We start from the raw sequence: 23,221 nt of genomic DNA, 5'->3' as shown, positions 1-23,221 counted from the left end.
ATGTTGTCATGACCGGGCCAGACATACCTCAAGGATTATTCGATGGGTTGCTTGACTTCCACCACCAGCAACCGATACCCGCCGCAATAGCTGGGGATGGATAGCACCTGACCTGGTTCGGCACAGAGTAGAACCGAGCCGATCGGCGAAAATATCGATATGCGGTTCTCCCGTGCCTCGCTTTCGCCATGCCCGGTCAGCTTTATCTCCAGAAAGCTGTCATTCTCCATATCCAGCAGTTTCAGCTCACTGCCGATCCGCGCTTTGCGTGCCAGGCCGCGTAGCCCGTCATGGTCCAGCTGGTCGAGCTTGCCGACGACCATGGCCAGCTCTTTCGGGCCGATCATCGACCAGCGAATGTTGTGGTCAAACGATGCCTGGGATGATTCGGAGGCGTACTTATGCAACGTCATATGAACTCCTGGACGCAACAATATCGCGGCTGAACAGGCCGCATTCAAACATGAGGATTAGCGCCGGGTACGGCTGAACCGCCCCGGCTTAGACCAGGAAGGTGAAGGGTGCTTTGAAAATGGCGTGATAACCGTTTCGCATTGGAACTCCATGGTGCAGATGGCGCAGGACGCAACCATAAGCCATTGCGGAATAAAAGCAACCACGGCCCGGCGGACGGTGTAAAAGGAGAGTGCGCGCTGCAGCTCTCGAACCCAGCGAGCCGTGCGTTGCTATTGATCCTGCCCTACGCTGGCTTGTACGGGTCCGTCAGCCGGTTCTGTAAACACGCTTTCAAACAAGGGAATCAGACGACTCCCACCCCGCTCATTCAGATGATCATCGTCATAATAAAGTGGCAAGCCGTCTTCATCGCCATAACAGGCGAGCTCATCGCAGAGAAAGGGTGTGGGATCAAGGACATGGGCGCCACATTCCTTGACTGCCAGATCCAGAGTATCCAACGCATACTGATGCCTTTGCAGATAATCCTGTGTCGTGATGCTTACTCGCATGGGCTTGCCTAGCTGAGCGGCTCTGCCCATTGTTTTTGGCACGTCCAATATCAGTTCCGGGGTGGGACCGAGAATAAACACCTTCCTGGTCTTGCTGAACTCACATACTGTCTGGACGAAGCTCTCTTTCATTTCGTCTCTATAGGTTTCATCCCGGGCGACTCGAAGTTCTGATACGTATTTATTCGGCGGTTGTATAGCGGTGCCAGCCACTTCGTTCTGGCCCAGTAGCAGTCCCGAAAGCCTGTTTACGATGATCAGCGGGATGTGCGGCTCAATATTGGCGTTCAGCAATAGCGCCTGCTCGATAAACGGCCCGCAGGGAAAGTCGGGATCGTTAGCCTTCTTTATTCCCCGTATCGTCTGGCAGGTGTTGAGCGTCCAGTCCAGTACGTGCAATTGCTCGGAGGGCAGGGCCTTCTCGACCGAGCGAACGACGGAAGCGGCATGGCTATCGCCGATGACAATTGCTCCCAGCGTCTCTCCTCCGTAGGTGCAGCCGGGGACGTTCCGTCCGTCTACGGCATGACACTCTTCCATGCGCGGATTCCTGTTCTGGGCTTCGGCGAATATGCCCTCGACCTCGGCGGATAGACGACCGGGTACGCCGTTCTGCAGATAAATACCGACGCCCGGCGCGGCTGCGAGCACCGTCACGCATGCCAGTACGCTCATGGTTACCGGCATGGGCATCTTCAACCTTGACCGGGTGGGACCTTCCACGAACCTGAATGACAGCCAGCCGCACAGGAGCGTGAGGATAAGGCTGCAGATGATAGCGGTGGTATCGCCCTGCAAGCCGAGATAAACGAGCGCGACAGCCAGGGGCCAATGCCACAGATACAGTGAATAGGACCAGTCTCCTATCCTCTGAATCAATGCGTGGCCGGATAACAACGCCTTCTGTCTTGCTGCGACCAACACCATCGCGGTACCGAGTACAGGTACCAGTGCTTTCCAACCTGGCCAGACTGTCGTCGAATCGAAAGCCGCAATCGACAGCGCGATGAGCGCGAAGCCCGCGCCGTATAGCCATTGACGGGATCGTTCGGCGAGCGTCAGCCGGTCTGCCAGCAGAAATACCAGTCCTCCAGCCAGCATTTCCCAGGCACGGGTGTGGAGCAGGTAAAAGGCAGCGCCTGGACTGGATCTCGAAATGAAGACGGATAGTGCCAACGAAATGACAAAGACCGCGAATGCCGCGAGGGTGGCTGCCTTCCTGCCCGGAGCAAGCTTCCAGACCAGCATAAGGATGAGCGGCAATACCAGGTAGAACTGCCATTCAACCGACAGTGACCAGGTATGCAGTAGCCATTTTTCATGCGAGGCCGTATCGAAATACCCTGCTTCCGCCCAGAATTTGAAGTTGGATAGAAACCCAAGCGCGGAGGTTGAATGGACGCCGAGGGATCTGTATTCAATGGTTGGCAGAAAAAACCAGCCGATAGCGAGGAGCGTCAGACAGAGAACCAGCAAAGCCGGGATGATCCTGACGCCTCTGGCCAGATAAAAACCGATCAATGAAAAGGCGTAACTGCCCTCTGAGCGCGGTTTCTCCAGTCCCCGGATGATGATTCCGGTCATCAGAAAGCCCGAAATCACGAAGAAGATATCAACCCCCACGAAGCCGCCCGCAAATCCCGGTACGTGGAAGTGGAACAGGATGACCGAGACGACCGCCCATGCGCGCAGACCGTTGATGTCATCCCTGAATGTTTTGGTCGGCGTCATGTGTAGCCCCGGTTCCCTGATGTAGGAAGGGATGCTACCTGAGGGATTTCTCGGCAACTGAGAACTGGTTCCGCAAAATCGCTTGAAGGGACGCGTGGGAAGGGCGTTAATGCGTGGCGGCTTGCTGGGCTATATCACCTTGCTGCCTAAGAGCGCCGGCGCAGCATCAATAGCGGCAATCCCACCAGCAACACCAGCAACCCCACCAGCGCACCGGGACCGGCATACAGCGTGCTGGACCACAGTAGCCCCAGGCAGGTCGCAGCAAACAGCAAGGGCAGCACCGGATAGAGCGGCACCTTGAAGGGTCGAACCCGGTCTGGATCACGTCGGCGCAGGCTAATCACGGACAGCGCCGTCATGAGCATAAACAGCCAGAACACCGGGGCGGTATAAGCCACCATGGTGCTGATGCCATCCTTGCTCAGCGCGCCAAAAACGATCAGACCCAGGGTGATCAAGCCCTGCAACATAAGCGCCCGGACGGGCGTGGAGCCCTTGTCATTCCAGGCCCCAAGTACCGACAGGCCAGGTACGTCTCCCCCCAGGGCATAGTAGACGCGCGCACCCGTCATGATACTGGCGTTGATGGTACTCAGGGCCGCCAGGCAGACCATCACGCTAAGCAAGGCAGCCGCCATGGGGCCGGCGATGATGCGCATCAGTTCTGCGCCTACCGCCTCGACGCCACGCAGTTCCTCCAACCCGAAAATGTTCAGATAGGCCAGGTTCGCCAACACATAGACCAGGCTCACCACCGCCACGCCGATCAACAACACACGACGCACATTGCGCTGCGGATCGCGCAGTTCACCGGAAAGATAAGCCGCTTCGTTCCAACCACCGTAGGTCAGCAGCACGAATACCATGCCCATACCCAAGGCGCCGGCGAGATTGCCAACCTGGGGTCCCGATGCCGCGGTCTCAGCGGGTTCAACCAACCCCGCATCGCCAAGCGCTGGCTCGACCATCAGCAGTCCGGCACCGATCACAGCTGCCAACACCGCTACGGTCAGACTGGTGAAAAGGAACTGCAAACGCTTGGACTCACGGGTACCGTGCATATTCAGCGCAGTGAGGGCTACGACTGCGAGGGCTGCATGCCACGCGGCACCCCAATCTCCGAGTGGAAGGAGCTGCTGGGCATATTCGCCAAATATGAATGCCACAGCAGCGATGGAACCGGTCTGAATCACGGTGCCACGCGCCCACGCGAACATCAGCCCAACCCCGGAGCCCCAGGCGCGCTGCAGATAATGGTATTCGCCACCGGCATGTGGGTAGGCCGAACCGAGTTCCGCATAACAGAGCGCGCCCACCAGCATGATCAGGCCACCGAATACCCACATGCCCATGTAAAGCGCAGGGCTGGCTGCCTGCTGCGCCACCAGCGGTGGGAAACCAAAAATGCCGATGCCGATGACCACGCCGACCAGAACCGCCACGCCATCCAGAACGGAAAGGGTGCTGCGGGGTACGCCCAACGCTATATCCGATGTGTCCTCAGAGGCGCTCGGCATGCCAGGTCTCTGCGTCGGATCCATCTGCTGGCACGATGCGGTCTCCTTCCACCTTGCCCACGTACTCATGACGATCTATGAAAAAGCGAATCTCATCACCCTTGAGCGACGCATCGGTAATGGCGATATCACTCCCGTCCGGATCTACACTGGCATGCAGTTGCTGATAGTTCTGTTGCAGCATAAGCGTTGCCTGCTCACCGCCAGCCGTCGTCAGCTGCCAGCGGCCACCTACCTGCGCCGGCACAATCCACAGGTAGACGCTGGCGCCATTCACCGTTTCGAACTCATCAGGATCCCAGGGGCCCATGTCAAAAGCATGGGAAACGATCCGGGTTCCCGGCGCCATGGTCTCGAGGATAACCGGCCGTAGCCGGGCATTCACGGTACTGAGCAGATACATGCTCAGCACCGTCGCATCTGATAGATCCTTGTCGAACAGGTCGCCTTGCTCAAAGGTGGTGCGGTCGGCAACGCCCTCTCGCTCAGCGTGGGCGCGTGCTTCGGCCACCCTCTCGGGGTCCAGATCGATACCCCGGGCGTTTTGCACTCCAAAATCACGGACAGCTGCGATCACGATACGACCATCGCCCGAGCCCAGATCAATCAGATGATCGTCGGGTTGAACATCGGCCATTTCCAGCATGCGATGAACGACGTCAGGCGGCGTGGGAACATAAGGCACATCCAGTCGCGGTGCAGCAGTCAGGCTACTGGCAGAAAACAACAGGGAAAGTACCAAGATGATGCTGGCGAGACGGCCGCGCTTGGCGCGTGGGGTTTGAGCAGAGGGAATCATGAAGATCTCCAACAGTCAGGTGGCTGGCAGGATCCGTTCGATACCGCAAACACGAGAACATGCGCGCCGCAGTATCGAAATGAGCCGAAGTGAGCCGCAGAAAAGCACGCCCATCTCTACAGGCGCCTACGCATCCCCGCTGACTTTTCGATACCCCACGCCTTGCTCAGTTCCCCCGGGTTATATCCCGGATGGTTTCAGGTGCTTTGTATAGTGAAACTGTCTTGCGGAGTGCTATACACGAGGCCATACAAGAAGCTCTCGGTTGAGCCTGACGCGGGCAAGCTCGAACAGCGAAACAGCCTGAAAGGTACCGCCTGGATGGGTTGGCGAACGTATCGGGACACTGCTGGGGAGGGAGTGGAGCGGGTGAAGGGAATCGAACCCTCGTCGTAAGCTTGGGAAGCTTCTGCTCTACCATTGAGCTACACCCGCGTGCTGCGCATTCTAAGCAGTTGTGCGGGTGTGGGCAAACACCTTCGGAAGTTATTTTTGCCCCGAGCTGCTGCCGTTTCTCAATCGGTTCGTTTGATCTGACTGATGATGAATCGGCTCTGGGGAATTGCAGGCATGCGGGACATGTCGATGGACAGATCCTGAGGCACGACCTCATAGCTCATACCCTTTGTCAGAAGTCTGGTTGCGGACTTCATGAGTTCCACAGTCATCCATTCCCCGGCGCAGCGATGCCCGGGAAAAAACTCGCCGCCCCCCTGGGGTAGAAAGTTGTAAGGGCTCTGATTCCACTGCTCGAAGCGTTCAGGCTGGAAACGGGTGGGTTGGTCCCAGATGCGCGGATCATGATTGGTGCCGTAAATATCCAGAACGACCCAGCTACCTTTGCTGAAGTGCTCGCCGCGCCAGTCGAAAGCCTCCGTGGCGTTGCCAGCGATCAACGGAAAGAACGGGTAGAACCGCCGCACTTCCTGGACGAAGGGCTCCAGCCAGCGAGCTTCATCCTGCAGCAGCTTATCGCGGTAATCAGGATGGCGATGCAAAGCCAGCGCTATAAACGTCACGAAGCGTGCGACCGCTAATGTTGGACGGAGCAGATTCAGCAACTCGATGGCGGCAGTCTTTGTGCTCAGCAACTCGCCATTGGGCTCCCGATGCCGGGCAAGGATTTCGATGGGTCGCTCAGGCCCCGTGGAGGAGGGCACTGCGCGCACCTGATCGACCAGATCACGCGCCCAGTGTTCGGTGCGCGCGCGTAGGGCCAGGCCCTTCCAGTTGCGTGGACCAACCGCCCCGGCTCCTGCAATCATTGCTGAGAGTTCGCGCGTTCGGTCGCGAACCTCAGCATCTTGCAGGGCTATGCCCGCCCACTCACAGACTGTCCGGCAGAGCAATTCTTCGACCTCATGATGCAGCGTGATGCCGGGTTGCTGCTCCCATACTGACAAGCGATCGCGCCAGTTCCGTTCGAAAATCGACACAATTTCACCGAGGCTATCCGGGCCCATCAATGACATGAACATTTTCTTGCGATGCTCATGGGCTGCGCCGTCCAAGGTCATCACGCTGCCGACGTCCTGCAGCGACATCAGCGTCATAGGCGGCATGGACATCTTGCGCGTGAAGCGCCCAGGCTCGTAGAACATGCGGGCTGCGTCTTCGCCCATGACGCAGGTGACTGGTCGGAGCATGATGCGCGTGCGGAAGGCATCGGTGTTGTAGTGGGCGCAGCGCCTTGAGATAAACCGGTAACCGTCCTTCAGCAGCGCCAGAGAAACGTCAAAGGTGTCGTCGCGTGGAATGGATTGCATCAGATACCCCTGTCAGCGCTGTCGATAGGGATATGGATAGGGCGCCGACCGGAAAGTTCGGCACCGATACCTTACCTGGTTGAGGCTATTTTCATCAGGCGCTGGTAGCTGTCGCGTCGCAGCGTCTGGTCATATATTGCGCTGGCAACGATGAACTCGTCTACCTGTGTGCGCTCCAGCAGTTCGTCAAGCTGCTGACCTACGGTGGCTTCGTCACCGACCAGGGTGCCAGCGAGCGTAGCGAGCACGCTGTGTTTTTCATGGGGTTGCCAGAGCGCTTCCATATCCTCTACCGGTGGCGGCAACGGGCCGGGGCGACCACGAATCAGATTCAGAAAGGATTGCTGATGAGAGGTCGAAAGCATCTGCGCCTGCTCTTTGCTGGACGCAACATAGGCATTGATGCCCAGCATCAGGTGCGGCTTGTCCAGGGTTTCTGACGGCTCGAAGTGCTCGTGGTAGGTGCGGAACGCGGCGTACATGTAATCCGGTGAGAATTGTCCGGCGAAGGCAAAGGGTAATCCCAGCTGTGCTGCCAGCTGCGCGCTGAAGGTGCTGGAACCCAGTAGCCAGATCGGAACCTTGAGTCCCGCGCCCGGCACTGCGCGCAGGCGTTGGCCGGGCTCGGGTTCGGCGAACAGATGGCGTAGCTGGTCCAGCATTTCGGGAAAGTCGCTGCCGTCACCACGACCGCGTCGCAGCGCCTGGGCTGCTACCTGGTCGCTGCCCGGCGCGCGTCCCAGTCCGAGATCGATCCTGCCGGGGTAGAGTGACTCAAGGGTGCCAAACTGTTCGGCAATCTGCAGCGGAGCGTGATTGGGCAGCATGATGCCGCCGGATCCAATGCGTATACGTTCGGTGCCTGCTGCCAGATAGCCCATGACCACCGATGTCGCAGCACTGGCGATTCCGGTCATGTTGTGGTGTTCGGCAACCCAGAAACGGTTGTAGCCTTGCTGTTCTGCGTGTCTGGCCAGCGCCAGGCTGTTATGAAGCGCCTGCCTGGGGCCGGCGCCTTCAGGAACAGGGCACAGATCCAGGATCGACAACGGCACGACGGGGGAAGGCATAGACTACTCCGGCATCTCAGTGGCGCCCAGCATAGGACTGCCGGACGCTGCTATCAATGCTTGGATCCTTGTGCGGCCGAAGCTAGACCAGCTCCACCTCGGTGATCAATACGCCGGCGGGCATCCCGATATAGGCGCCCTGTGCATAGTCGATTCCCAGCGCCTGGACCTGCTCCAGAACCTCGGGGCTGTGTACGTATTCCGCCACAGTATGGACCCCCATTTCCCTTGCCGATTGAACGATCCCTCGAGTGAGGGTAAGGGCGTCTTCGCTGTCGTCGAGACGGCTGATCAGGCTGCCGTCGATCTTGATCAGATCGATATTCAGCCGCAGCAGGTGCTCGAAGTTGGAGTAACCGGTGCCAAAATCATCGATCGCGATGCGCGCACCCATGGCTTTTACCTTGTCGATGAATTCGCGTACCTGGCTGTAGTTCTCGATGCCCTGGGATTCCAGAATCTCGAAGATGACCCGGTTAGCCAGTTCGTTGCCATCCAGTTGCTCGAGGATGAAGGAGGTGAGTTCGGCATCGAGCAGATCTTCGCAGCACAGATTGACCGAGAAGTCGTACCGGCTGTTGGCAAAGCGCTGGAAGCATTGTTCAACCATTGCACGCGTGATGAATCGGTACAGACGAATCTTCTTGGCGATCGGCAGGAATTGTTCAGGGCTGACTGGGTGCCCGTTGAGGTCGATCATGCGGGCGAGACACTCGAATTTCTCGATACGCCCGGTGCGAACATCAAGGATCGGCTGGAAGAACGGGACGATGCGACCCTCGTCCAGAGCGTTCTTGAGGCGGTTGGCCCAGATCAGATTCTGTTCATATCCTTCGCGTACCCGGTTAGCTGGATCATAAACGAAGTGGCTGACGCGGCTCAGTCGGGCCAGTTTGAGTGCCATGCTCGCGGACGGTAGCAATTGTTCGCCGTTCAGTCGCGAGTTGTCAGGCTGTACCGTACTGGCGGCGCCAATAGTGGCGTTCAGCGGAATATCATGGCCCTGCCAGGTAATATCCATCAGGGTGATAAACTTGGCGACCTCTTCCAGGCGTGGCGGCAGAGAGGCCGGGGCATGGTGCCCTGGAATCACGATCGCCATTTCATCGCCTGGCATGCTGTACAGATGGCAATTGCGCCATGCTGCCCGACTGGTCATGAAGCGCCGCAGGGCTTCAGCCAGCTTGATGATCACATGGTCGCCGCATTCATGCCCATAGAAGTCGTTGACCTGCTTGAAGGCATCAAGATTGAGTAGCAGCAGAGCAGCCGAATCGGTCTTGCGCAGGTCCTCCAGCAATTTTTCCCGATTCGGCATCCTGGTCAGCGAATCGGTATAGAGGTTGCTCAACTGGCGCAGCGTGCCTGCGATGATATAGAGCACCAGCCCAGCGAGTATCAGGAAAATGATGCCGATGATCGCGGCTATACGCAGGTTGCGCTCGCGCATTGGCGTCATGGCGGCATCGATCTCTGCTTTGGGCACGCCAATACCGAACACCATCCCGGCTACGGTTTCCGAGAAAAACAGGGCGTACTGTTCATCGTTGACCGTCAGCGCCATACGCTGCATAGGGGAGGCTATCAATGGGCTGGAAAGGATATCCGGCGGCTGGATCTTGTTGGTCTGTTTGTGCAGTTCGCTGCGTGAAATCGCATCCATCAACCGTTGTGCGCGCCGTACATCATCAGCGCGGGCCAGGCTGGACAGGTTGCGATTGTCAGAGTCGATCAGGAAGGAGAAGGTGCCCGGGGTTACCTCGACGCGGCTGACCATGCGGATGATCTCATCTGCTCTCCAATCCGTGGACGCCAGGCCAATCACCTGTTGCTGTTCGTTGCGGATGGGCGTGCTGAGGCTGACGACAACCTTGTCGGTGCTGGAATGGTAATAGGCAGGGCTCCAGTAGAAACGCGTCCCCAAGTCCCATATGCGCCCGCTGGGCGGTTCAATCCGGGCATACCAGTCGCGTTCGGCGTAGTTGACGTCGTCGCTGACCACTTCAAGCTGATTTCCGATTTTAAAACCGTAAACGGCGAAGGGTCCCGGTTGGTAAGCGTCAGGATCAAACCAGATTCCACCACCGCTTACGCCTTCTACATCGCTCAGCGTCTGCACCAGCGCTTCCTCCAGCTCCTGCTTGTTATGCCGGCCAGTCAGTAACTGCTGTCTTTCGAAAAGCTGCCCCATGCGCGCCAGTTCGCGTGTGTTCTGCTCCATCAGCCGATGATGAGCATTGATGCGATCCAGGTTGGCATGGAAGGTATCGGCGATCTGGCGTTGGCGCAGCTCTGACATGGTCTTCTGGGCAAAATCCAGGTTGAGACTGGACATGAGCCACATGCCGATGATGAAAAGTCCGACCAGTAGCGAAAGTACTACCATGATCGACCGCTTGACCGGAGTCATTCCTTCGACTCTCACGAACGTCTGCCTCGCATGTCCGATTGGACGCGTTGTTGTCCTAGCTGGCGTTGTTCCGGAGTCAGGGAACTGGCGATCCGCTCAAGGTGGGAGCGAGCGCGGGTTTCGCCATTGAGCAGGGCCTTGCTGAGCCAGACGTACGCCTCAAGCGCTTCCTGACTGTCAGGCGTGCCCTGGGCGTAACTCAAGCCGAGATTGTATTGTGCCTCTGCAGATTGTTGGGCAGCCGCTCGCTTGAGCCACTCCCTCGATTTGCTGGTATTGGGTTGTGCTCCAGAGATGTACTGTTCTGCCAGGGCCAACTGGGCTGGCAGATGATCCTGTGCCGCGGCCTGCTCCAAGTGCTGCAGTGCCCTGGCTGGATCAGGCTCCGTTCCCTTGCCTTGCAGGTAGGCCTGGCCGGCACGGAAGCGTGCCTCGGCCAGCCCCTGCTGGGCGGCCTGTTCGACCAGCTCAAGTGCACGTGCCTCGTCGCGCACTGTGCCTTCACCCTTGGTATACAGATCGGCGAGGAGCAGCTGGCCAGGACCATAGCCCTGTTCTGCGGACAGTTTTGACCAGTGGATGGCGGCATCGGCTTCGTTGCTGACCCGTGCCAGCGAGGCAATATGATGCTGCGACTTGGCATCGCCGGCACGCGCTGCGGACAGGCAAGCGCCGTGGGCTTCCTGGTAGTTGCGGATGGCGAACAGCAGGTAGCAGTTGTTGGCGTGCTTGCGGCTGTCCTGGTCGAGCGTTTTTGTTTTGGTATCAGGGCCTGGTGTCGGCGCGGAGTCTGAAGCGGAAGCCGTGGTGCTGGCTGGTGCTGGCTTGGGCTGAGCGGCAGCCGCAACCTGCGACCGGGATGCAGTGGGTTCAGCTGTGGCCTTGCGTTCCGTTGCTGGTGTGGCGGGTGGCGACGCCTCGGCACGCGCTACGGTTTCAGATGTGGCTGCCGGGGCAGTACGTGTTTCGGCAATGGGCGCGGGCTCCGCGGCAGATTTGTCGGATGTTCCGGCGGCCGGCTGGGTGGCTTTGCTGACCTGAATGCCAGCCTCCTTGACTGGCGGCTTCGCTGGCGCTCGAGTGGCCGAACCGGCCCTGGCGTCAGGCTGTTTCGTTTCTGGCTGTGGATCCGTGACACTGGATATCGCCGAAACGAGACCGACCATGAACGGCGGGAAGGGGCTATAGGATTGCGCCGGGCTGTACCTGGCCAGGGCTTTGTCGACGCGCCGTTCGAAATCATTGACCTGGGCGTAGCAGGAATGACTGTAGTTGTCTTTCAGCTGGGCCAGGTTTTCGGCTGTGGGAGCCATATCGGCATAGCGTTCACCGACCGCGTCACAACGCTCGTCTCGCTCACGGGCGACGCGCTGACGGTGCGGAATGTATCGAAGATCGATGGGACGTTCCGCCAGATAATCGGTAAGCGGATCGATCCTTGGCTGAGCCAGCAGCTTGTCTACTTCCCCGGTACGAGCCTCTTCCGAGGCGTTCATCCCGTCAATGAAGTCCGTCAGGTTCTGTTTCTGTTCTGCAATAACTTCGGCCGGCTTGGACAATGGCGTCTGTTGCCCGGGCGTGGTTGCACAGCCTGCAACGCTCAGCGTTACGCAGGCCAATAGGGTTTTTGGTATTAAGCGCATCTACCTTCTCTGTTCCAGTCGGCGTATGCCGTTTTGGTCGCTACCTTGCCGAGAATGTGATTTTGATGTCATGAGCCAACATTATCACTGCTAGGACGCGGTTTTAGTCGGTTGGTTCATATTCCGTAATGTCGACGCGGTTCTCAACTGGAACGCTTCTTGCGTAAGGGTCTGCCACACACTCTTTCAGCGTCAATTAATTGTTCAGGAAGCGTCAACGCATGGCAGTGGATCGTTCCCAAATGATGAGCAACATGCGAACCGGCCTGGCTGGCTTGCGCCACGGCAGCCTCGGCGTGCCGATTCTGTTGCTGGTCATGCTCGGCATGATGATGCTGCCCGTGCCGCCGTTCCTTCTGGACGTGTTTTTCACCTTTAACATCGCGCTGTCCCTGGTGGTGCTGCTGGTGTGCGCCTACGCGCTGCGGCCGCTGGATTTTGCGGTGTTTCCTACGATTTTGCTGGTGTCGACGCTGTTGCGCCTGGCGTTGAATGTGGCGTCCACCCGTGTGGTGCTGCTTTATGGACATGAGGGCGGCGACGCTGCGGGCAAGGTAATCCAGGCGTTCGGGGAAGTAGTGATCGGCGGCAACTACGTAGTCGGTCTGGTGGTGTTCGCCATCCTGATGATTATCAACTTCGTGGTTGTCACCAAAGGCGCCGGGCGTATCTCCGAAGTAAGTGCCCGCTTTACCCTGGATGCCATGCCAGGCAAGCAGATGGCTATCGATGCCGACCTGAACGCCGGGATCATCGATCAGGAGCAGGCCAAGCTGCGTCGCAGTGAAGTGGCCCAGGAGGCTGATTTTTACGGCTCCATGGACGGTGCCAGCAAGTTCGTACGAGGCGATGCGGTCGCCGGCTTGATGATCCTGTTCATCAACGTGATCGGCGGGTTGGCGATCGGCATGGCTCAGCACGGTCTTTCCTTCGGTGACGCTGGTCGCATCTACGTGCTGCTGACTATCGGTGACGGTCTGGTGGCGCAGATTCCGTCGCTGCTGCTGTCCACTGCTGCAGCGATCATGGTTACCCGGGTCTCCACTTCAGAAGACATGGGCGCCCAGGTGCAGCGTCAAATGTTCGCCTCGCCCAAGGCGCTCGGCATCGCTGCGGCGATCCTGGTTCTGATGGGCCTGATCCCGGGCATGCCGCATGTGTCCTTTCTCGGCCTTGGCGCCCTGGCCGCCGCCGGTGCCTACTGGATTGCACAGAAACAGAAAGCCAAGCTTGAAGAGGCTGCCGAGACAGAACGCAAGGAATCCCAGGTGCCGGCGGTACAGCGGCCAGAGACCCGCGAACTCGGCTGGGAAGACGTGACACCGGTGGATATGGTCGGTCTGGAAGTGGGTTACCGGCTTATCCCGTTGGTTGACCGTAACCAGGGCGGACAGCTGCTCGCACGCATCAAGGGCGTACGCAAAAAGCTCTCCCAGGACCTCGGTTTTCTCATGCCATCGGTACACATTCGCGACAACCTGGATCTCGCGCCGAACGCCTACCGCGTGACGCTGATGGGCGTTGGTGTCGCGGAGGCCGAGGTGTATCCGGACAAGGAACTGGCTATCAATCCGGGTCAGGTATTTGGCGAGATCAAAGGGATAGCGGGCAAGGACCCGGCGTTTGGTCTGGAGGCTGTCTGGATCGAAGTGATGCAACGCGATCAGGCCCAGTCGCTGGGTTACACAGTGGTTGACGCCAGTACAGTTGTCGCCACGCACCTTAACCAGATCCTGCATAAGCATGCCCACGAAATGATCGGGCATGAAGAAGTCCAGCAGCTGTTGCAGGTGCTGGCCAAGGCTTCACCGAAGCTGGCGGAAGAGCTGGTGCCCGGAATGATCTCGCTGTCTGGTCTGCTCAAGGTGCTGCAGGGTTTGCTGGAAGAACAGGTGCCGGTACGCGACATCCGCACCATTGCCGAAGCCATCGCCAACCAGTCTGGCCGGAGTCAAGATACTGGCGCCTTGATTGGGGCAGTGCGCGTCGCATTGTCCCGCTCCATCGTGCAAAGCATTGTAGGGCTTGACTCGGAGCTGCCTGTGATCACGCTGGAACCCAGGTTGGAACAGATATTGCTACAGAGTGTTCAGAAGGCCGGACAAGGCGCAGAAGATGGCGTCATGCTCGAGCCGGGCATGGCCGAGAAGCTGCAGCGGTCACTGGCAGATGCGGTACAGCGGCAGGAGGTCCAGGGTAAGCCAGCCATCGTACTGGTAGCCGGACCGATCCGCGGGATGATGGCCAAGTTTGTTCGTTATGCGGCGCCCGCGGCCAATGTACTGTCCTACCAGGAAATACCGGACAGCAAGCAGGTCACCATCGTTGCGACGGTGGGCCAACAATGAATAGTCAGTACCAGGACAGGTGAGGTCAGCCATGAAAGTCAAACGTTTCTTTGCCGCTGATATGCGTCAGGCGATGAAGTTGGTCCGCGACGAAATGGGCGCGGACGCCTCCATTATCGCCAACCGCCGGGTCGCTGGGGGCGTGGAGCTGACAGCGGCGCTGGACTATGAAGCGCCTCGCGTGACCCCACCCACACCTGGGCTTGATCAGGAGCTGAAGAAAACCCAGGAGCGCATCGTCAAGGCGCGCGCTCAGCTGGGCGAAGGCGGGCAGCCGGCAGACGGGCCGCAGGTCAACCGCCAGTTGTTCGGCGAAACCATGCGCCAGGCCGTCGAGCAGGGCTCGCCCGTTGCTCAGCAATTGCTGGCACGGCTACAGAACGAGCACGCTACAGAAACCAGACCTGAAACCCGCGCCGCAGCTCCGCAACCGGATACTGCGGATACCGGTATCGGTGCAATGCGCGCCGAACTCGCAGGGCTGCGTGAAATGCTCGAGACCCAGCTGGGCAACATGGCCTGGGGCCAGATCAACCAACAGCGACCGCATCAGGCCAGTCTTTGGCGCCGGCTGACTCAGTTGGGTCTGCCGGCAGAGCTGAGCAAACAATTGATGGCTAAGGTGGCAGACGTGACAGATATCCGTCAGGCCTGGCGCATGCTGCTGGCGCACCTGGCACACAGTATTCCGGTTATCCGTGACGAACTTGTCGAACAGAACGGCGTAATCGCGTTGGTTGGCCCAACCGGAGCCGGCAAGACCACCAGCCTCGGCAAACTGGCAGCACGCTACGTGCTCAAGCATGGCAGTCAGCATGTTGCGCTGGTCACCATGGACACCTTCCGGATTGGCGCCCACGAACAGTTGCGCACGCTTGGACGTATCCTCAATGTGCCGGTGCGGGTGGTCGATGAACAGAACAGCCTGAGCGATGTGCTCAAGGAGTTTTCTGGCAAACGCATGGTGTTAGTCGATACAGCTGGCATGCAGGGCCAGGATCCGCAGCTGCGTAGTCAGCTGAGTGAACTGGCGGCGCAGGGGCAACGGGTTCGTACGTTGTTGGTGCTGGCCGCCACAAGTCAGTACCAGGTGCTGAAGTCTGCCTATCATCATTACAAATCCTGCGGACTGTCCGGTTGTATTCTGACCAAGATCGACGAGGCAGCCACGCTGGGCGAGTCACTGGGTCTGGCTATGGAACAAGCTTTGCCGGTAGCCTATATGGCAGATGGCCAGCGTATTCCGGATGATATTTGCCAGGCGGTAGGCCACAAGCTGGTCAGTCGTGCGGTGAGCATGGCCAGTAATGCTGGCGAAGCGCCTGCCGATGAGGCAATGGGCAATGTCTTTGCAGGTATACTGCACGCAGGTTGAAGAGGCGGGGATCAGCTGCATTTCGCCTCAAAGGTGCGATCCAGCAAGCGAACCGCAAGAGCGTGCTGTCGACGAATGCACTGCAGCATGGGCGGCGCGGTTTTTACAGATTTGCGAGGGTCTGTTGCCGTTTCATCGCGGCCGCGACGGAGGCCCGTTTGGTGCAGAACAAGGCGCGAGGAATGAAGTTTGTTCAACACATCCATGTGTTTCACCCCTTCAGGGCTTACGCGCAAAAGCGCTCCAGGCGTTTTTGTGGTTGTTCCAAATGAGTGACGAGTAACGCAGTGCTGCGGCAAACGGGTCCCGTCCCTTCGGGTGGGGCCGCCTAGGTTGCGCGTCAAATGACGCCATGCGGCGTTGCGGGACTTGGCAAGGGAACAACCATTACCTGCGTCCCGCGCCTTGCGGATCGCCGCCCGGCCTTGCGCCATTTGACAAGCAACGCGGCTCGCGATGAAACGGCAACAGACCCTAAAACGAATTCTTATTACAAGGTAATCCACACAGATGGGCAGCAATCATCCGGTTCAGGTTATCGCGGTCACCGGCGGCAAGGGCGGGATCGGCAAAACCAACGTATCCGTCAACCTCAGCATGGCGCTGGCGGCGTTGGGGCGTCGGGTCGTACTGCTCGACGCCGACCTTGGCCTCGCCAACGTGGACGTGCTGTTGGGTATCAAGCCCAAGGCTACGCTCGCGGACGTGCTTGATGGCAAATGCGACTTGCGAGACGTGCTGATCGACGGCCCCGGTGGCATCCGCATTGTCCCCGCTGCCTCGGGTGCAGCGCGTATGGTCAACCTGAACCAGCAGCAGCACGCCGGCCTTATCCAGGCGTTCAGCGACATTGGCGACAATATCGATGTGTTGATTGTCGACACCGCCGCCGGGATAGGCGACTCGGTCGTGAGCTTCGTGCGTGCTGCCCAGGAAGTTCTTGTCGTGGTATGCGACGAACCTACCTCGATCACCGACGCCTACGCCTTGATCAAGTTGCTCAATCGCGATCACGGCATGACCCGCTTCCGCGTGCTGGCTAACATGGTCAATACGCCGCAGGAAGGCCGCACCGTTTTTGCCAAACTGACCAAGGTCACGGACCGTTTCCTGGATGTGGCGCTGCAATACGTCGGCGCGGTGCCCTACGACGAATCGGTGCGCAAAGCGGTGCAGAAACAGCGCGCGGTTTTTGACGCCTTTCCGCGTAGCAAGGCCTCGCTGGCCATTCGCGGCATTGCGCAGAAAATTGATTCCTGGCCGCTGCCGGTCAATCCTCGGGGCCATCTCGAATTCTTTGTTGAGCGCCTGGTCCAGCATTCGGGGGCAGAGTCATGATCGCGTCCGCCAGTGGAGCCTATATGTACAACCGTACCCAACTTGCAGCGGGTCAGCAGGATCTGTTGGTCGAGCAGTTTGCTCCCCTGGTCAAGCGCATTGCCTATCACCTGCTCGGGCGCTTGCCGTCCAGCGTCCAGGTGGAAGATCTGATGCAGGCCGGCATGATCGGTCTGCTCGAGGCCTCGCGCAAATTCGATCATTCCAAGGGTGCCAGCTTTGAAACCTACGCCGGTATCCGCATTCGTGGTGCCATGCTGGATGAGGTTCGCAAGGGCGACTGGGCGCCTCGGTCGGTCCACCGCAATACGCGTATGGTCAGTGATGCCATTCGCGCGGTGGAAGCCAGGCTTGGTCGCGACGCTAAAGATCAGGAGGTTGCGGCCGAACTAGAGATGAGCCTTGAGGATTACTACGCGATTCTGGGCGACACGGCCGGCAGCAAACTGTTCAGCTTCGAGGATCTGCTCGAGTCCGGCGCGGCGGCGGATGTCCACGCTGAAGGTGAACCTCAGGGCGAGCTGCTGGATGAGCGGTTTCGTGGCGCGCTGGTCGAGGCCATCGAAGGCCTTCCTGAGCGTGAGCGACTGGTGCTTTCCCTGTATTACGACGAAGAGCTGAACCTCAAGGAGATCGGCGCGGTGCTGGGTGTGAGCGAGTCGAGGGTGAGCCAGCTGCACACGCAGTGCGCAGCCCGGCTGCGGGCACGTCTGGTTGCCTGGAAGAACGAATATTGATAGTCGGATCTCTGGTCCGGCTATATAGCGACGGTGCCTGAGTTGCCCGCTGGCTGAGCAGCTTCGGTACACTGCGCGCGTTTTACTTGCTGAGTCATTCTGGCTCGGAGACATGAATTTAGCAGAGTGCGAACCTGCACTTTTATCTGGTTTGTACGGAGGTCTACTTGGACAAGAATATGAAAATTCTGATCGTCGACGATTTCTCGACGATGAGGCGCATCATCAAGAACCTACTGCGTGACCTCGGGTTCACCAATACCGCGGAGGCCGACGATGGCAACACCGCGTTGCCGATGTTGCAGAGCGGTAATTTCGACTTTCTGGTCACTGACTGGAATATGCCGGGTATGAGTGGAATTGATCTGCTCAGAGCTGTCCGGGCCGACGACCGTCTGAAGCATCTTCCGGTGTTGATGGTCACTGCTGAAGCCAAGCGCGATCAGATTATCGAGGCCGCGCAAGCAGGCGTGAGTGGCTACGTGGTGAAGCCTTTCACCGCCCAGGCGCTCAAAGAAAAAATCGAAAAGATTTTCGAACGCGTCCAGCCGAAATAATCAACCGGGGTATCAGAAGATGGCTTTAAGCAAGGATCCCGGCCAGGCGACTGCTCAGCAATTTGAACATTCCCTCAAGGAGCATGCTCTGCAGCTCGTTGATCACCTTGAGAGTGGTAACTTCAGCGAAGCAGTACTGGTGGTGCACTCAATCAATCAGGCCCGTGACCGCGGGCTCTACCACGAGGTCGGGCAGCTTACCCGGGCGTTACACAACGCTATCGTGAATTTCCAGATCGATACATCCCACGCGCTCGGCGATGGCGGCGAAGCCTCGAAGATTTCCGACGCCTCGGACCGTCTTGATTATGTCGTGCAGCTCACCGACAAGGCCGCCAATCGCACCATGGACCTGGTGGAAAGCAGTACGCCCTTCGTTGCCGAAATCGGTGAAGAAGCTGCCGCGCTGCGCCTCGAATGGGCGCGTCTGCAGCGCAGGGAAATGGCTGCCGATGAGTTCCGTGACCTGTCCCGACGCATTGGAGAATTTCTGACCAAGACCGAGCAGTCCGCGACAACAGTTTCGACACATCTGAACGACATCATGATCGCTCAGGATTATCAGGACCTGACTGGTCAGGTCATCAAGCGTGTGACCACGCTGGTTCACGATGTCGAGGAAAGTCTGGTGAGTCTGGTGCGCATGGCAGGGCAGGTCGATCGCCTTGCTGGCATCGAGCATGGCGACGGCGTGAAGCCGAAAAAAGCACCAGAAAAAGGTGAAGGTCCGCAGATTCATGCCGATATAAGGGAAGACGTAGTGTCTGGACAAGACGAAGTTGATGATCTTCTGTCCAGTCTTGGTTTTTAAGGGAGTACATGCATGAGTTTCGACGCGGATGAGGAAATCCTTCAGGACTTTCTGGTGGAAGCCGGAGAGATCCTGGAGCAGTTGTCCGAGCAGTTGGTAGAACTGGAAAACCGTCCGGACGACGCCGATTTGCTCAACGCGATCTTTCGCGGCTTTCACACGGTAAAAGGCGGGGCGGGTTTCCTCCAGCTGGACGCGCTGGTTGGCTGCTGCCATATCGCAGAGAACGTTTTCGATATCCTGCGCAAGGGCGAACGTTCGGTTACCTCCGAATTGATGGACGTCGTCCTGCAGGCGCTCGATTCAGTCAACAGCATGTTTGCCGAGGTGCGTGAAGGCGAGGCGCCCACGCCGGCCGAGCCGGCGTTGCTTGAGGCGCTGGCCTTGTTGGCGAAACCCGCTGCGGCGAGCCCGAGCCCTGATCCTGTCACGTCGAATCAGGCTGTTGAAGCGACTGCCGTGAATGTCCCGGAAGCGGCGGGCGGCGAAGGCGACATCACCGACGACGAGTTCGAGAAACTTCTGGATGCGTTACAGGCAGAGCCCTCTGCTGAGGCCGTTGAATCCGCTTTGCCCGTGTCTGCCGGCAATGCGGATACAGGCAGTAGCGATAGCGATAGCGATGAGATAACGGACGAAGAGTTTGAAGCGTTGCTTGATCAACTGCACGGCGCCGGTAAACCGCCCGTTGCGGCCGTAGCGGCCGCTGCAAGCGCATCGACACCGGACACCGGCGCGTCTGACGACGCCATTACCGACGACGAATTTGAAGCCTTGCTGGATCAACTGCACGGCACCGGCAAAGGGCCGGGCGCGACAGACGCGGCGCAAGCTGGCTCCGAAGCCGAACCCGCTGCGGACTCGGTGGGTTCCGAGCATATTACCGATGACGAATTCGAAGCCCTGCTGGATCAACTGCATGGCAACGGCAAAGCGCCGGGCAAGAACGAAGTCGAAACAGTTTCGGATGCCGCAGCTGCGGTCGCTGCCAGGCCCGATTCCCGGCCAGCTCCTGCACCCGCTCCCGCCCCTGCGCCTGCATCAGGCAAGCAGGCCGAGCCCGCTGCAGCAAAGGCGCCGGCCACTGCCGATGCGCACCCTGCAGAAACCACCGTGCGTGTAGATACAGCACGACTCGACGAGATCATGAATCTGGTCGGCGAGCTGGTGCTGGTGCGCAATCGCCTGGTGCGTCTGGGTGCGAGCACCGGCGGCGAAGAGCTGAGCAAGGCCGTGGGTAATCTCGATGTGGTGACGGCCGATCTGCAGTCATCCGTGATGAAGACCCGCATGCAGCCGATCAAGAAGGTGTTTGGCCGCTTCCCGCGCGTGGTGCGCGATCTGGCCCGCACCCTCAAGAAAGAAATTACGCTCGAATTGGTCGGTGAAGATACCGATCTCGACAAGAACCTGGTCGAGGCGCTGGCCGATCCGCTGGTCCACCTGGTACGCAATTCGGTCGACCATGGGGTAGAGATGCCCGACGAGCGCGAAGCCGCTGGCAAATCGCGCGTGGGCAAAGTAGTGCTCGCTGCCGAACAGGAAGGCGATCATATTCTGCTGACCATTACTGACGATGGTCGGGGCATGGATCCGGAAGTGCTGCGGCGCAAGGCGGTCGAGAAGGGCATGATGGAACGCGAAGCCGCCGAGCGGTTGAGCGAAAGTGAATGTTTCGACCTCATCCTGGCGCCGGGCTTTTCGACCAAGACCGAGATCTCCGATGTGTCGGGGCGCGGCGTTGGCATGGATGTGGTCAAGACCAAGATCTCGCAGCTCAACGGCAGCATCACGATCCAGTCGACCAAGGGGCAGGGCACCCGCATCGCCATCAAGGTGCCGTTGACGCTGGCAATCATGCCGACGCTGATGGTCATGTTGGCAAACCAGTCGTTCGCTTTGCCGCTGGTCAGTGTGAATGAAATCTTCAATCTGGATCTGTCACGCACCAACGTGGTGGATGGCCAGGAAGTCATCATCGTCCGCGACAAGGCGCTGCCTCTGTTTTACCTCAAGCGCTGGCTTATGCCTGGCGCTGAAGACACGACCGAGCGCTCAGCTGCCAGCGTAGTGATTGTTTCAGTCGGAACCCAACGCGTCGGTTTTGTTGTGGATCAGCTGGTAGGCCAGGAAGAAGTGGTTATCAAGCCACTTGGTCGCATGTTGCAGGGGACCGCCGGCATGTCCGGCGCAACGATTACCGGTGATGGCCGCATTGCGCTCATTCTCGATATACCCAGCCTGCTCAAGCGTTACGCCCGTCGCGGTTGATAGCTGCGCGGAGCAGGTACTCAGGGAGAGTCAATATGGCGGTGAAAGTACTGGTGGTCGACGATTCGGGGTTCTTCCGTCGCCGGGTTGCTGAAATCCTCGGCGGCGATCCGCAGATACAGGTAGTCGGCACCGCCTGCAACGGTCAGGAAGCAATCGACCAGACCCTCGCGCTGCATCCCGATGTGATCACCATGGACTATGAAATGCCGGTCATGGACGGCATCACTGCGGTCAAGCAGATCATGCAGCGTTGCCCGACAGCTGTCCTGATGTTTTCCTCGCTGACCTATGAAGGGGCGCGGGTGAGCCTGGACGCTCTGGATGCCGGTGCCGCGGATTATCTGCCGAAAAACTTCGAGGATATTTCCCGTAATCCGGACAAGGTGCGTCAACTGCTCTGCGAGCGGGTACATGTTCTGGCGCGTACCAATCGCCGTTCCCTTGGGCTGAGCAGTCCATCGCCCGCCGTGGCCCCGGTTCATTCCCCCGCCGTTCCTCGCACTGAGCCCCGCCAGCCAGTTGCGCCGGCACGTAACACGGCTGCGCCAGCTGCCAGCCCGGCACCGCGCCGTAAAAGCTACCGGCTTGTCACCATCGGCACCTCGACAGGCGGACCGGTTGCGCTGCAGAAAGTGCTCACTCAGTTGCCAGCCAGTTTCCCTGCGCCCTTGTTGCTGGTCCAGCATATGCCGGCGGCGTTCACCAAGGCCTTCGCCGAGCGGCTCGACAAGCTGTGTCGTATCAGCGTACGGGAAGCCCAGGACGGCGACGCGCTGCGCCCCGGCCTGGCACTGCTGGCGCCCGGCGGCAAACAGATGATGGTTGATAGTCGGGGCATGGTGCGCATCCTGCCCGGCGACGAGCGCCTCAATTACAAACCCTGTGTTGATATCACCTTTGGTTCGGCAGCCAAGGCCTTCCAGGACAAGGTACTGGCGGTCGTACTGACCGGCATGGGCGCCGACGGCCGGGAGGGTGCCCGCATGCTCAAGCAGGCTGGCAGTTCGATCTGGGCGCAGGACGAAGCGAGCAGTGTCATCTATGGCATGCCGATGGCAATAGCCAAGGCCGGTCTGGCCGACGGCGTTTATAGCCTGGACGATATCGGGCGTTATCTCGCTGAGATCGGCTGATGGATATTCTCAGCATCATCGGGGTTATTCTGGCCTTCGTTGCCATTCTGGGTGGTAACCATCTTGAGGGTGGCCATGTCGCGGCCCTGCTAAACGGGCCGGCTGCCATGATTGTCATCGGCGGCACCCTGGCTGCCGCATTCATCCAGACGCCGCTGCCTGTATTCAAGCGCTCCCTTGGCATTCTTCGCTGGATATTCGTGCCGCCCCGCAGCCGCCATCGGGAGGGCATCGCGCAGGTAATCAACTGGAGCACTACGGCGCGCAAGGAAGGGCTGCTCGGGCTCGAAGCGATAGCCGAGCTCGAGCCCGACGCGTTCGCCCGCAAAGGACTGCAATTGCTGGCCGATGGTTGTGAACCGGAAACGCTGCGCGCAATTCTCGAGGTGGATCTGCTCACCCGCGAAAACCACGACATGGCCGCCGCCAAGGTGTTCGAAAGCATGGGCGGTTATTCACCCACCATCGGCATCATTGGCGCAGTGATGGGGCTGATCCACGTCATGGGCAATCTGGCCGATCCGTCGCTGCTGGGCAGCGGCATAGCGGTGGCCTTCGTGGCGACAATCTATGGTGTGGCGCTGGCCAACCTGTTTCTGTTACCGGTGGCCAACAAGCTCAAATCCGTCGTGCTCCAGGAATCCAGTTACCGGGAGATGCTGCTGGAGGGGCTTTCTTCAATAGCCGAAGGCGAGAATCCACGTTCGATCGAATTGAAGCTCGAAGGCTTCCTGGACTGAT

The 23,221-nt window shown here is 59.0% G+C and carries 17 protein-coding genes and 1 tRNA gene; 9 read left to right on the top strand and 9 right to left on the bottom strand.

Translation table 11 applies throughout. The features are described 5' to 3' along the window. Positions 1–35: 35 nt before the first annotated feature. The 9 genes from G3M63_RS17565 to G3M63_RS17525 all read right to left on the bottom strand — a co-directional run bounded on the left by G3M63_RS17565 (position 36) and on the right by G3M63_RS17525 (position 11,907). Positions 36–413 carry a GreA/GreB family elongation factor gene (locus tag G3M63_RS17565; RefSeq protein ID WP_163983960.1) on the bottom strand — a complete coding sequence of 126 codons (378 nt, stop codon included), beginning with the start codon at positions 411–413 and terminating at the stop codon, positions 36–38. 273 nt (positions 414–686) lie between these two features. Next, on the bottom strand, positions 687–2,699 hold the full coding sequence (locus G3M63_RS17560; protein ID WP_163983959.1) for an acyltransferase family protein: 2,013 nt from the start codon (positions 2,697–2,699) through the stop codon (positions 687–689). 146 nt (positions 2,700–2,845) lie between these two features. Further along, positions 2,846–4,219, bottom strand: coding sequence for an APC family permease (locus tag G3M63_RS17555; protein ID WP_163983958.1), 1,374 nt, complete (start codon positions 4,217–4,219; stop codon positions 2,846–2,848). Then, positions 4,203–5,018 (bottom strand): cyclopropane-fatty-acyl-phospholipid synthase family protein, encoded by an 816-nt coding sequence (locus G3M63_RS17550; protein WP_163983957.1) that lies wholly within the window; start codon positions 5,016–5,018, stop codon positions 4,203–4,205. Before G3M63_RS17550 ends, G3M63_RS17555 begins: the two co-directional genes overlap by 17 nt. Before the next feature lie 361 nt (positions 5,019–5,379). Continuing rightward, a tRNA-Gly gene (locus tag G3M63_RS17545) sits at positions 5,380–5,453 on the bottom strand. 80 nt (positions 5,454–5,533) lie between these two features. After that, positions 5,534–6,784 carry a cytochrome P450 gene (locus G3M63_RS17540; protein ID WP_163983956.1) on the bottom strand — a complete coding sequence of 417 codons (1,251 nt, stop codon included), beginning with the start codon at positions 6,782–6,784 and terminating at the stop codon, positions 5,534–5,536. 71 nt (positions 6,785–6,855) lie between these two features. Continuing rightward, positions 6,856–7,854 carry an LLM class flavin-dependent oxidoreductase gene (locus G3M63_RS17535; RefSeq protein WP_163983955.1) on the bottom strand — a complete coding sequence of 333 codons (999 nt, stop codon included), beginning with the start codon at positions 7,852–7,854 and terminating at the stop codon, positions 6,856–6,858. Between the two features lie 82 nt (positions 7,855–7,936). Continuing rightward, positions 7,937–10,279, bottom strand: a complete 2,343-nt coding sequence (locus G3M63_RS17530; protein WP_163983954.1) for an EAL domain-containing protein — start codon at positions 10,277–10,279, stop codon at positions 7,937–7,939. Further along, positions 10,276–11,907: a tetratricopeptide repeat protein gene (locus G3M63_RS17525; protein ID WP_163983953.1), complete on the bottom strand. Its 1,632-nt coding sequence runs from the start codon at positions 11,905–11,907 to the stop codon at positions 10,276–10,278. The genes G3M63_RS17530 and G3M63_RS17525 overlap by 4 nt, the downstream gene beginning before the upstream one ends. A gap of 227 nt (positions 11,908–12,134) precedes the next feature. Here G3M63_RS17525 and flhA point away from each other — a divergent pair, with 227 nt between their 5' ends. The 9 genes from flhA to G3M63_RS17480 all read left to right on the top strand — a co-directional run bounded on the left by flhA (position 12,135) and on the right by G3M63_RS17480 (position 23,220). Continuing rightward, a complete protein-coding gene (flhA, locus tag G3M63_RS17520; RefSeq protein WP_150299351.1) occupies positions 12,135–14,255 on the top strand; it encodes a flagellar biosynthesis protein FlhA in 2,121 nt (706 codons plus the stop codon). Between the two features lie 31 nt (positions 14,256–14,286). Beyond that, a complete protein-coding gene (gene flhF, locus G3M63_RS17515; protein WP_163983952.1) occupies positions 14,287–15,630 on the top strand; it encodes a flagellar biosynthesis protein FlhF in 1,344 nt (447 codons plus the stop codon). 510 nt (positions 15,631–16,140) lie between these two features. Further along, a complete protein-coding gene (gene fleN, locus G3M63_RS17510) occupies positions 16,141–16,968 on the top strand; it encodes a flagellar synthesis regulator FleN (RefSeq protein WP_163983951.1) in 828 nt (275 codons plus the stop codon). Next, positions 16,968–17,705 carry an RNA polymerase sigma factor FliA gene (locus G3M63_RS17505; protein ID WP_163984322.1) on the top strand — a complete coding sequence of 246 codons (738 nt, stop codon included), beginning with the start codon at positions 16,968–16,970 and terminating at the stop codon, positions 17,703–17,705. The genes fleN and G3M63_RS17505 overlap by 1 nt, the downstream gene beginning before the upstream one ends. A 179-nt stretch (positions 17,706–17,884) precedes the next feature. Continuing rightward, the gene (locus G3M63_RS17500) at positions 17,885–18,262 is read left to right on the top strand and encodes a chemotaxis response regulator CheY (protein WP_178101012.1); all 378 of its coding nucleotides are present in this window, start codon (positions 17,885–17,887) and stop codon (positions 18,260–18,262) included. Between the two features lie 19 nt (positions 18,263–18,281). Continuing rightward, positions 18,282–19,073 carry a protein phosphatase CheZ gene (locus G3M63_RS17495; RefSeq protein ID WP_150299176.1) on the top strand — a complete coding sequence of 264 codons (792 nt, stop codon included), beginning with the start codon at positions 18,282–18,284 and terminating at the stop codon, positions 19,071–19,073. A gap of 12 nt (positions 19,074–19,085) precedes the next feature. Continuing rightward, on the top strand, positions 19,086–21,344 hold the full coding sequence (locus tag G3M63_RS17490; RefSeq protein WP_163983950.1) for a chemotaxis protein CheA: 2,259 nt from the start codon (positions 19,086–19,088) through the stop codon (positions 21,342–21,344). 35 nt (positions 21,345–21,379) lie between these two features. Beyond that, a complete protein-coding gene (locus G3M63_RS17485) occupies positions 21,380–22,480 on the top strand; it encodes a chemotaxis response regulator protein-glutamate methylesterase (protein WP_163983949.1) in 1,101 nt (366 codons plus the stop codon). Continuing rightward, positions 22,480–23,220, top strand: coding sequence for a flagellar motor protein (locus G3M63_RS17480; RefSeq protein WP_163983948.1), 741 nt, complete (start codon positions 22,480–22,482; stop codon positions 23,218–23,220). The genes G3M63_RS17485 and G3M63_RS17480 overlap by 1 nt, the downstream gene beginning before the upstream one ends. Position 23,221 lies beyond the last annotated feature (1 nt).

This window comes from Pseudomonas sp. OIL-1 (genome assembly GCF_010669185.1).
GTDB lineage: Bacteria > Pseudomonadota > Gammaproteobacteria > Pseudomonadales > Pseudomonadaceae > Halopseudomonas > Halopseudomonas profundi.
This window is presented reverse-complemented; position numbering and strand designations above follow the sequence as displayed.

Excerpts from the sequence above, each read along its gene's own strand:
- G3M63_RS17565 (WP_163983960.1), bottom strand. The coding sequence starts at position 413 with ATGACGTTGCATAAGTACGCCTCCGAATCATCCCAGGCATCGTTTGAC.
- G3M63_RS17560 (WP_163983959.1), bottom strand. The coding sequence starts at position 2,699 with ATGACGCCGACCAAAACATTCAGGGATGACATCAACGGTCTGCGCGCA.
- G3M63_RS17555 (WP_163983958.1), bottom strand. The coding sequence starts at position 4,219 with ATGCCGAGCGCCTCTGAGGACACATCGGATATAGCGTTGGGCGTACCC.
- G3M63_RS17550 (WP_163983957.1), bottom strand. The coding sequence starts at position 5,018 with ATGATTCCCTCTGCTCAAACCCCACGCGCCAAGCGCGGCCGTCTCGCC.
- G3M63_RS17540 (WP_163983956.1), bottom strand. The coding sequence starts at position 6,784 with ATGCAATCCATTCCACGCGACGACACCTTTGACGTTTCTCTGGCGCTG.
- G3M63_RS17535 (WP_163983955.1), bottom strand. The coding sequence starts at position 7,854 with ATGCCTTCCCCCGTCGTGCCGTTGTCGATCCTGGATCTGTGCCCTGTT.
- G3M63_RS17525 (WP_163983953.1), bottom strand. The coding sequence starts at position 11,907 with ATGCGCTTAATACCAAAAACCCTATTGGCCTGCGTAACGCTGAGCGTT.
- flhF (WP_163983952.1), top strand. The coding sequence starts at position 14,287 with ATGAAAGTCAAACGTTTCTTTGCCGCTGATATGCGTCAGGCGATGAAG.
- fleN (WP_163983951.1), top strand. The coding sequence starts at position 16,141 with ATGGGCAGCAATCATCCGGTTCAGGTTATCGCGGTCACCGGCGGCAAG.
- G3M63_RS17500 (WP_178101012.1), top strand. The coding sequence starts at position 17,885 with ATGAAAATTCTGATCGTCGACGATTTCTCGACGATGAGGCGCATCATC.
- G3M63_RS17495 (WP_150299176.1), top strand. The coding sequence starts at position 18,282 with ATGGCTTTAAGCAAGGATCCCGGCCAGGCGACTGCTCAGCAATTTGAA.
- G3M63_RS17490 (WP_163983950.1), top strand. The coding sequence starts at position 19,086 with ATGAGTTTCGACGCGGATGAGGAAATCCTTCAGGACTTTCTGGTGGAA.
- G3M63_RS17485 (WP_163983949.1), top strand. The coding sequence starts at position 21,380 with ATGGCGGTGAAAGTACTGGTGGTCGACGATTCGGGGTTCTTCCGTCGC.
- G3M63_RS17480 (WP_163983948.1), top strand. The coding sequence starts at position 22,480 with ATGGATATTCTCAGCATCATCGGGGTTATTCTGGCCTTCGTTGCCATT.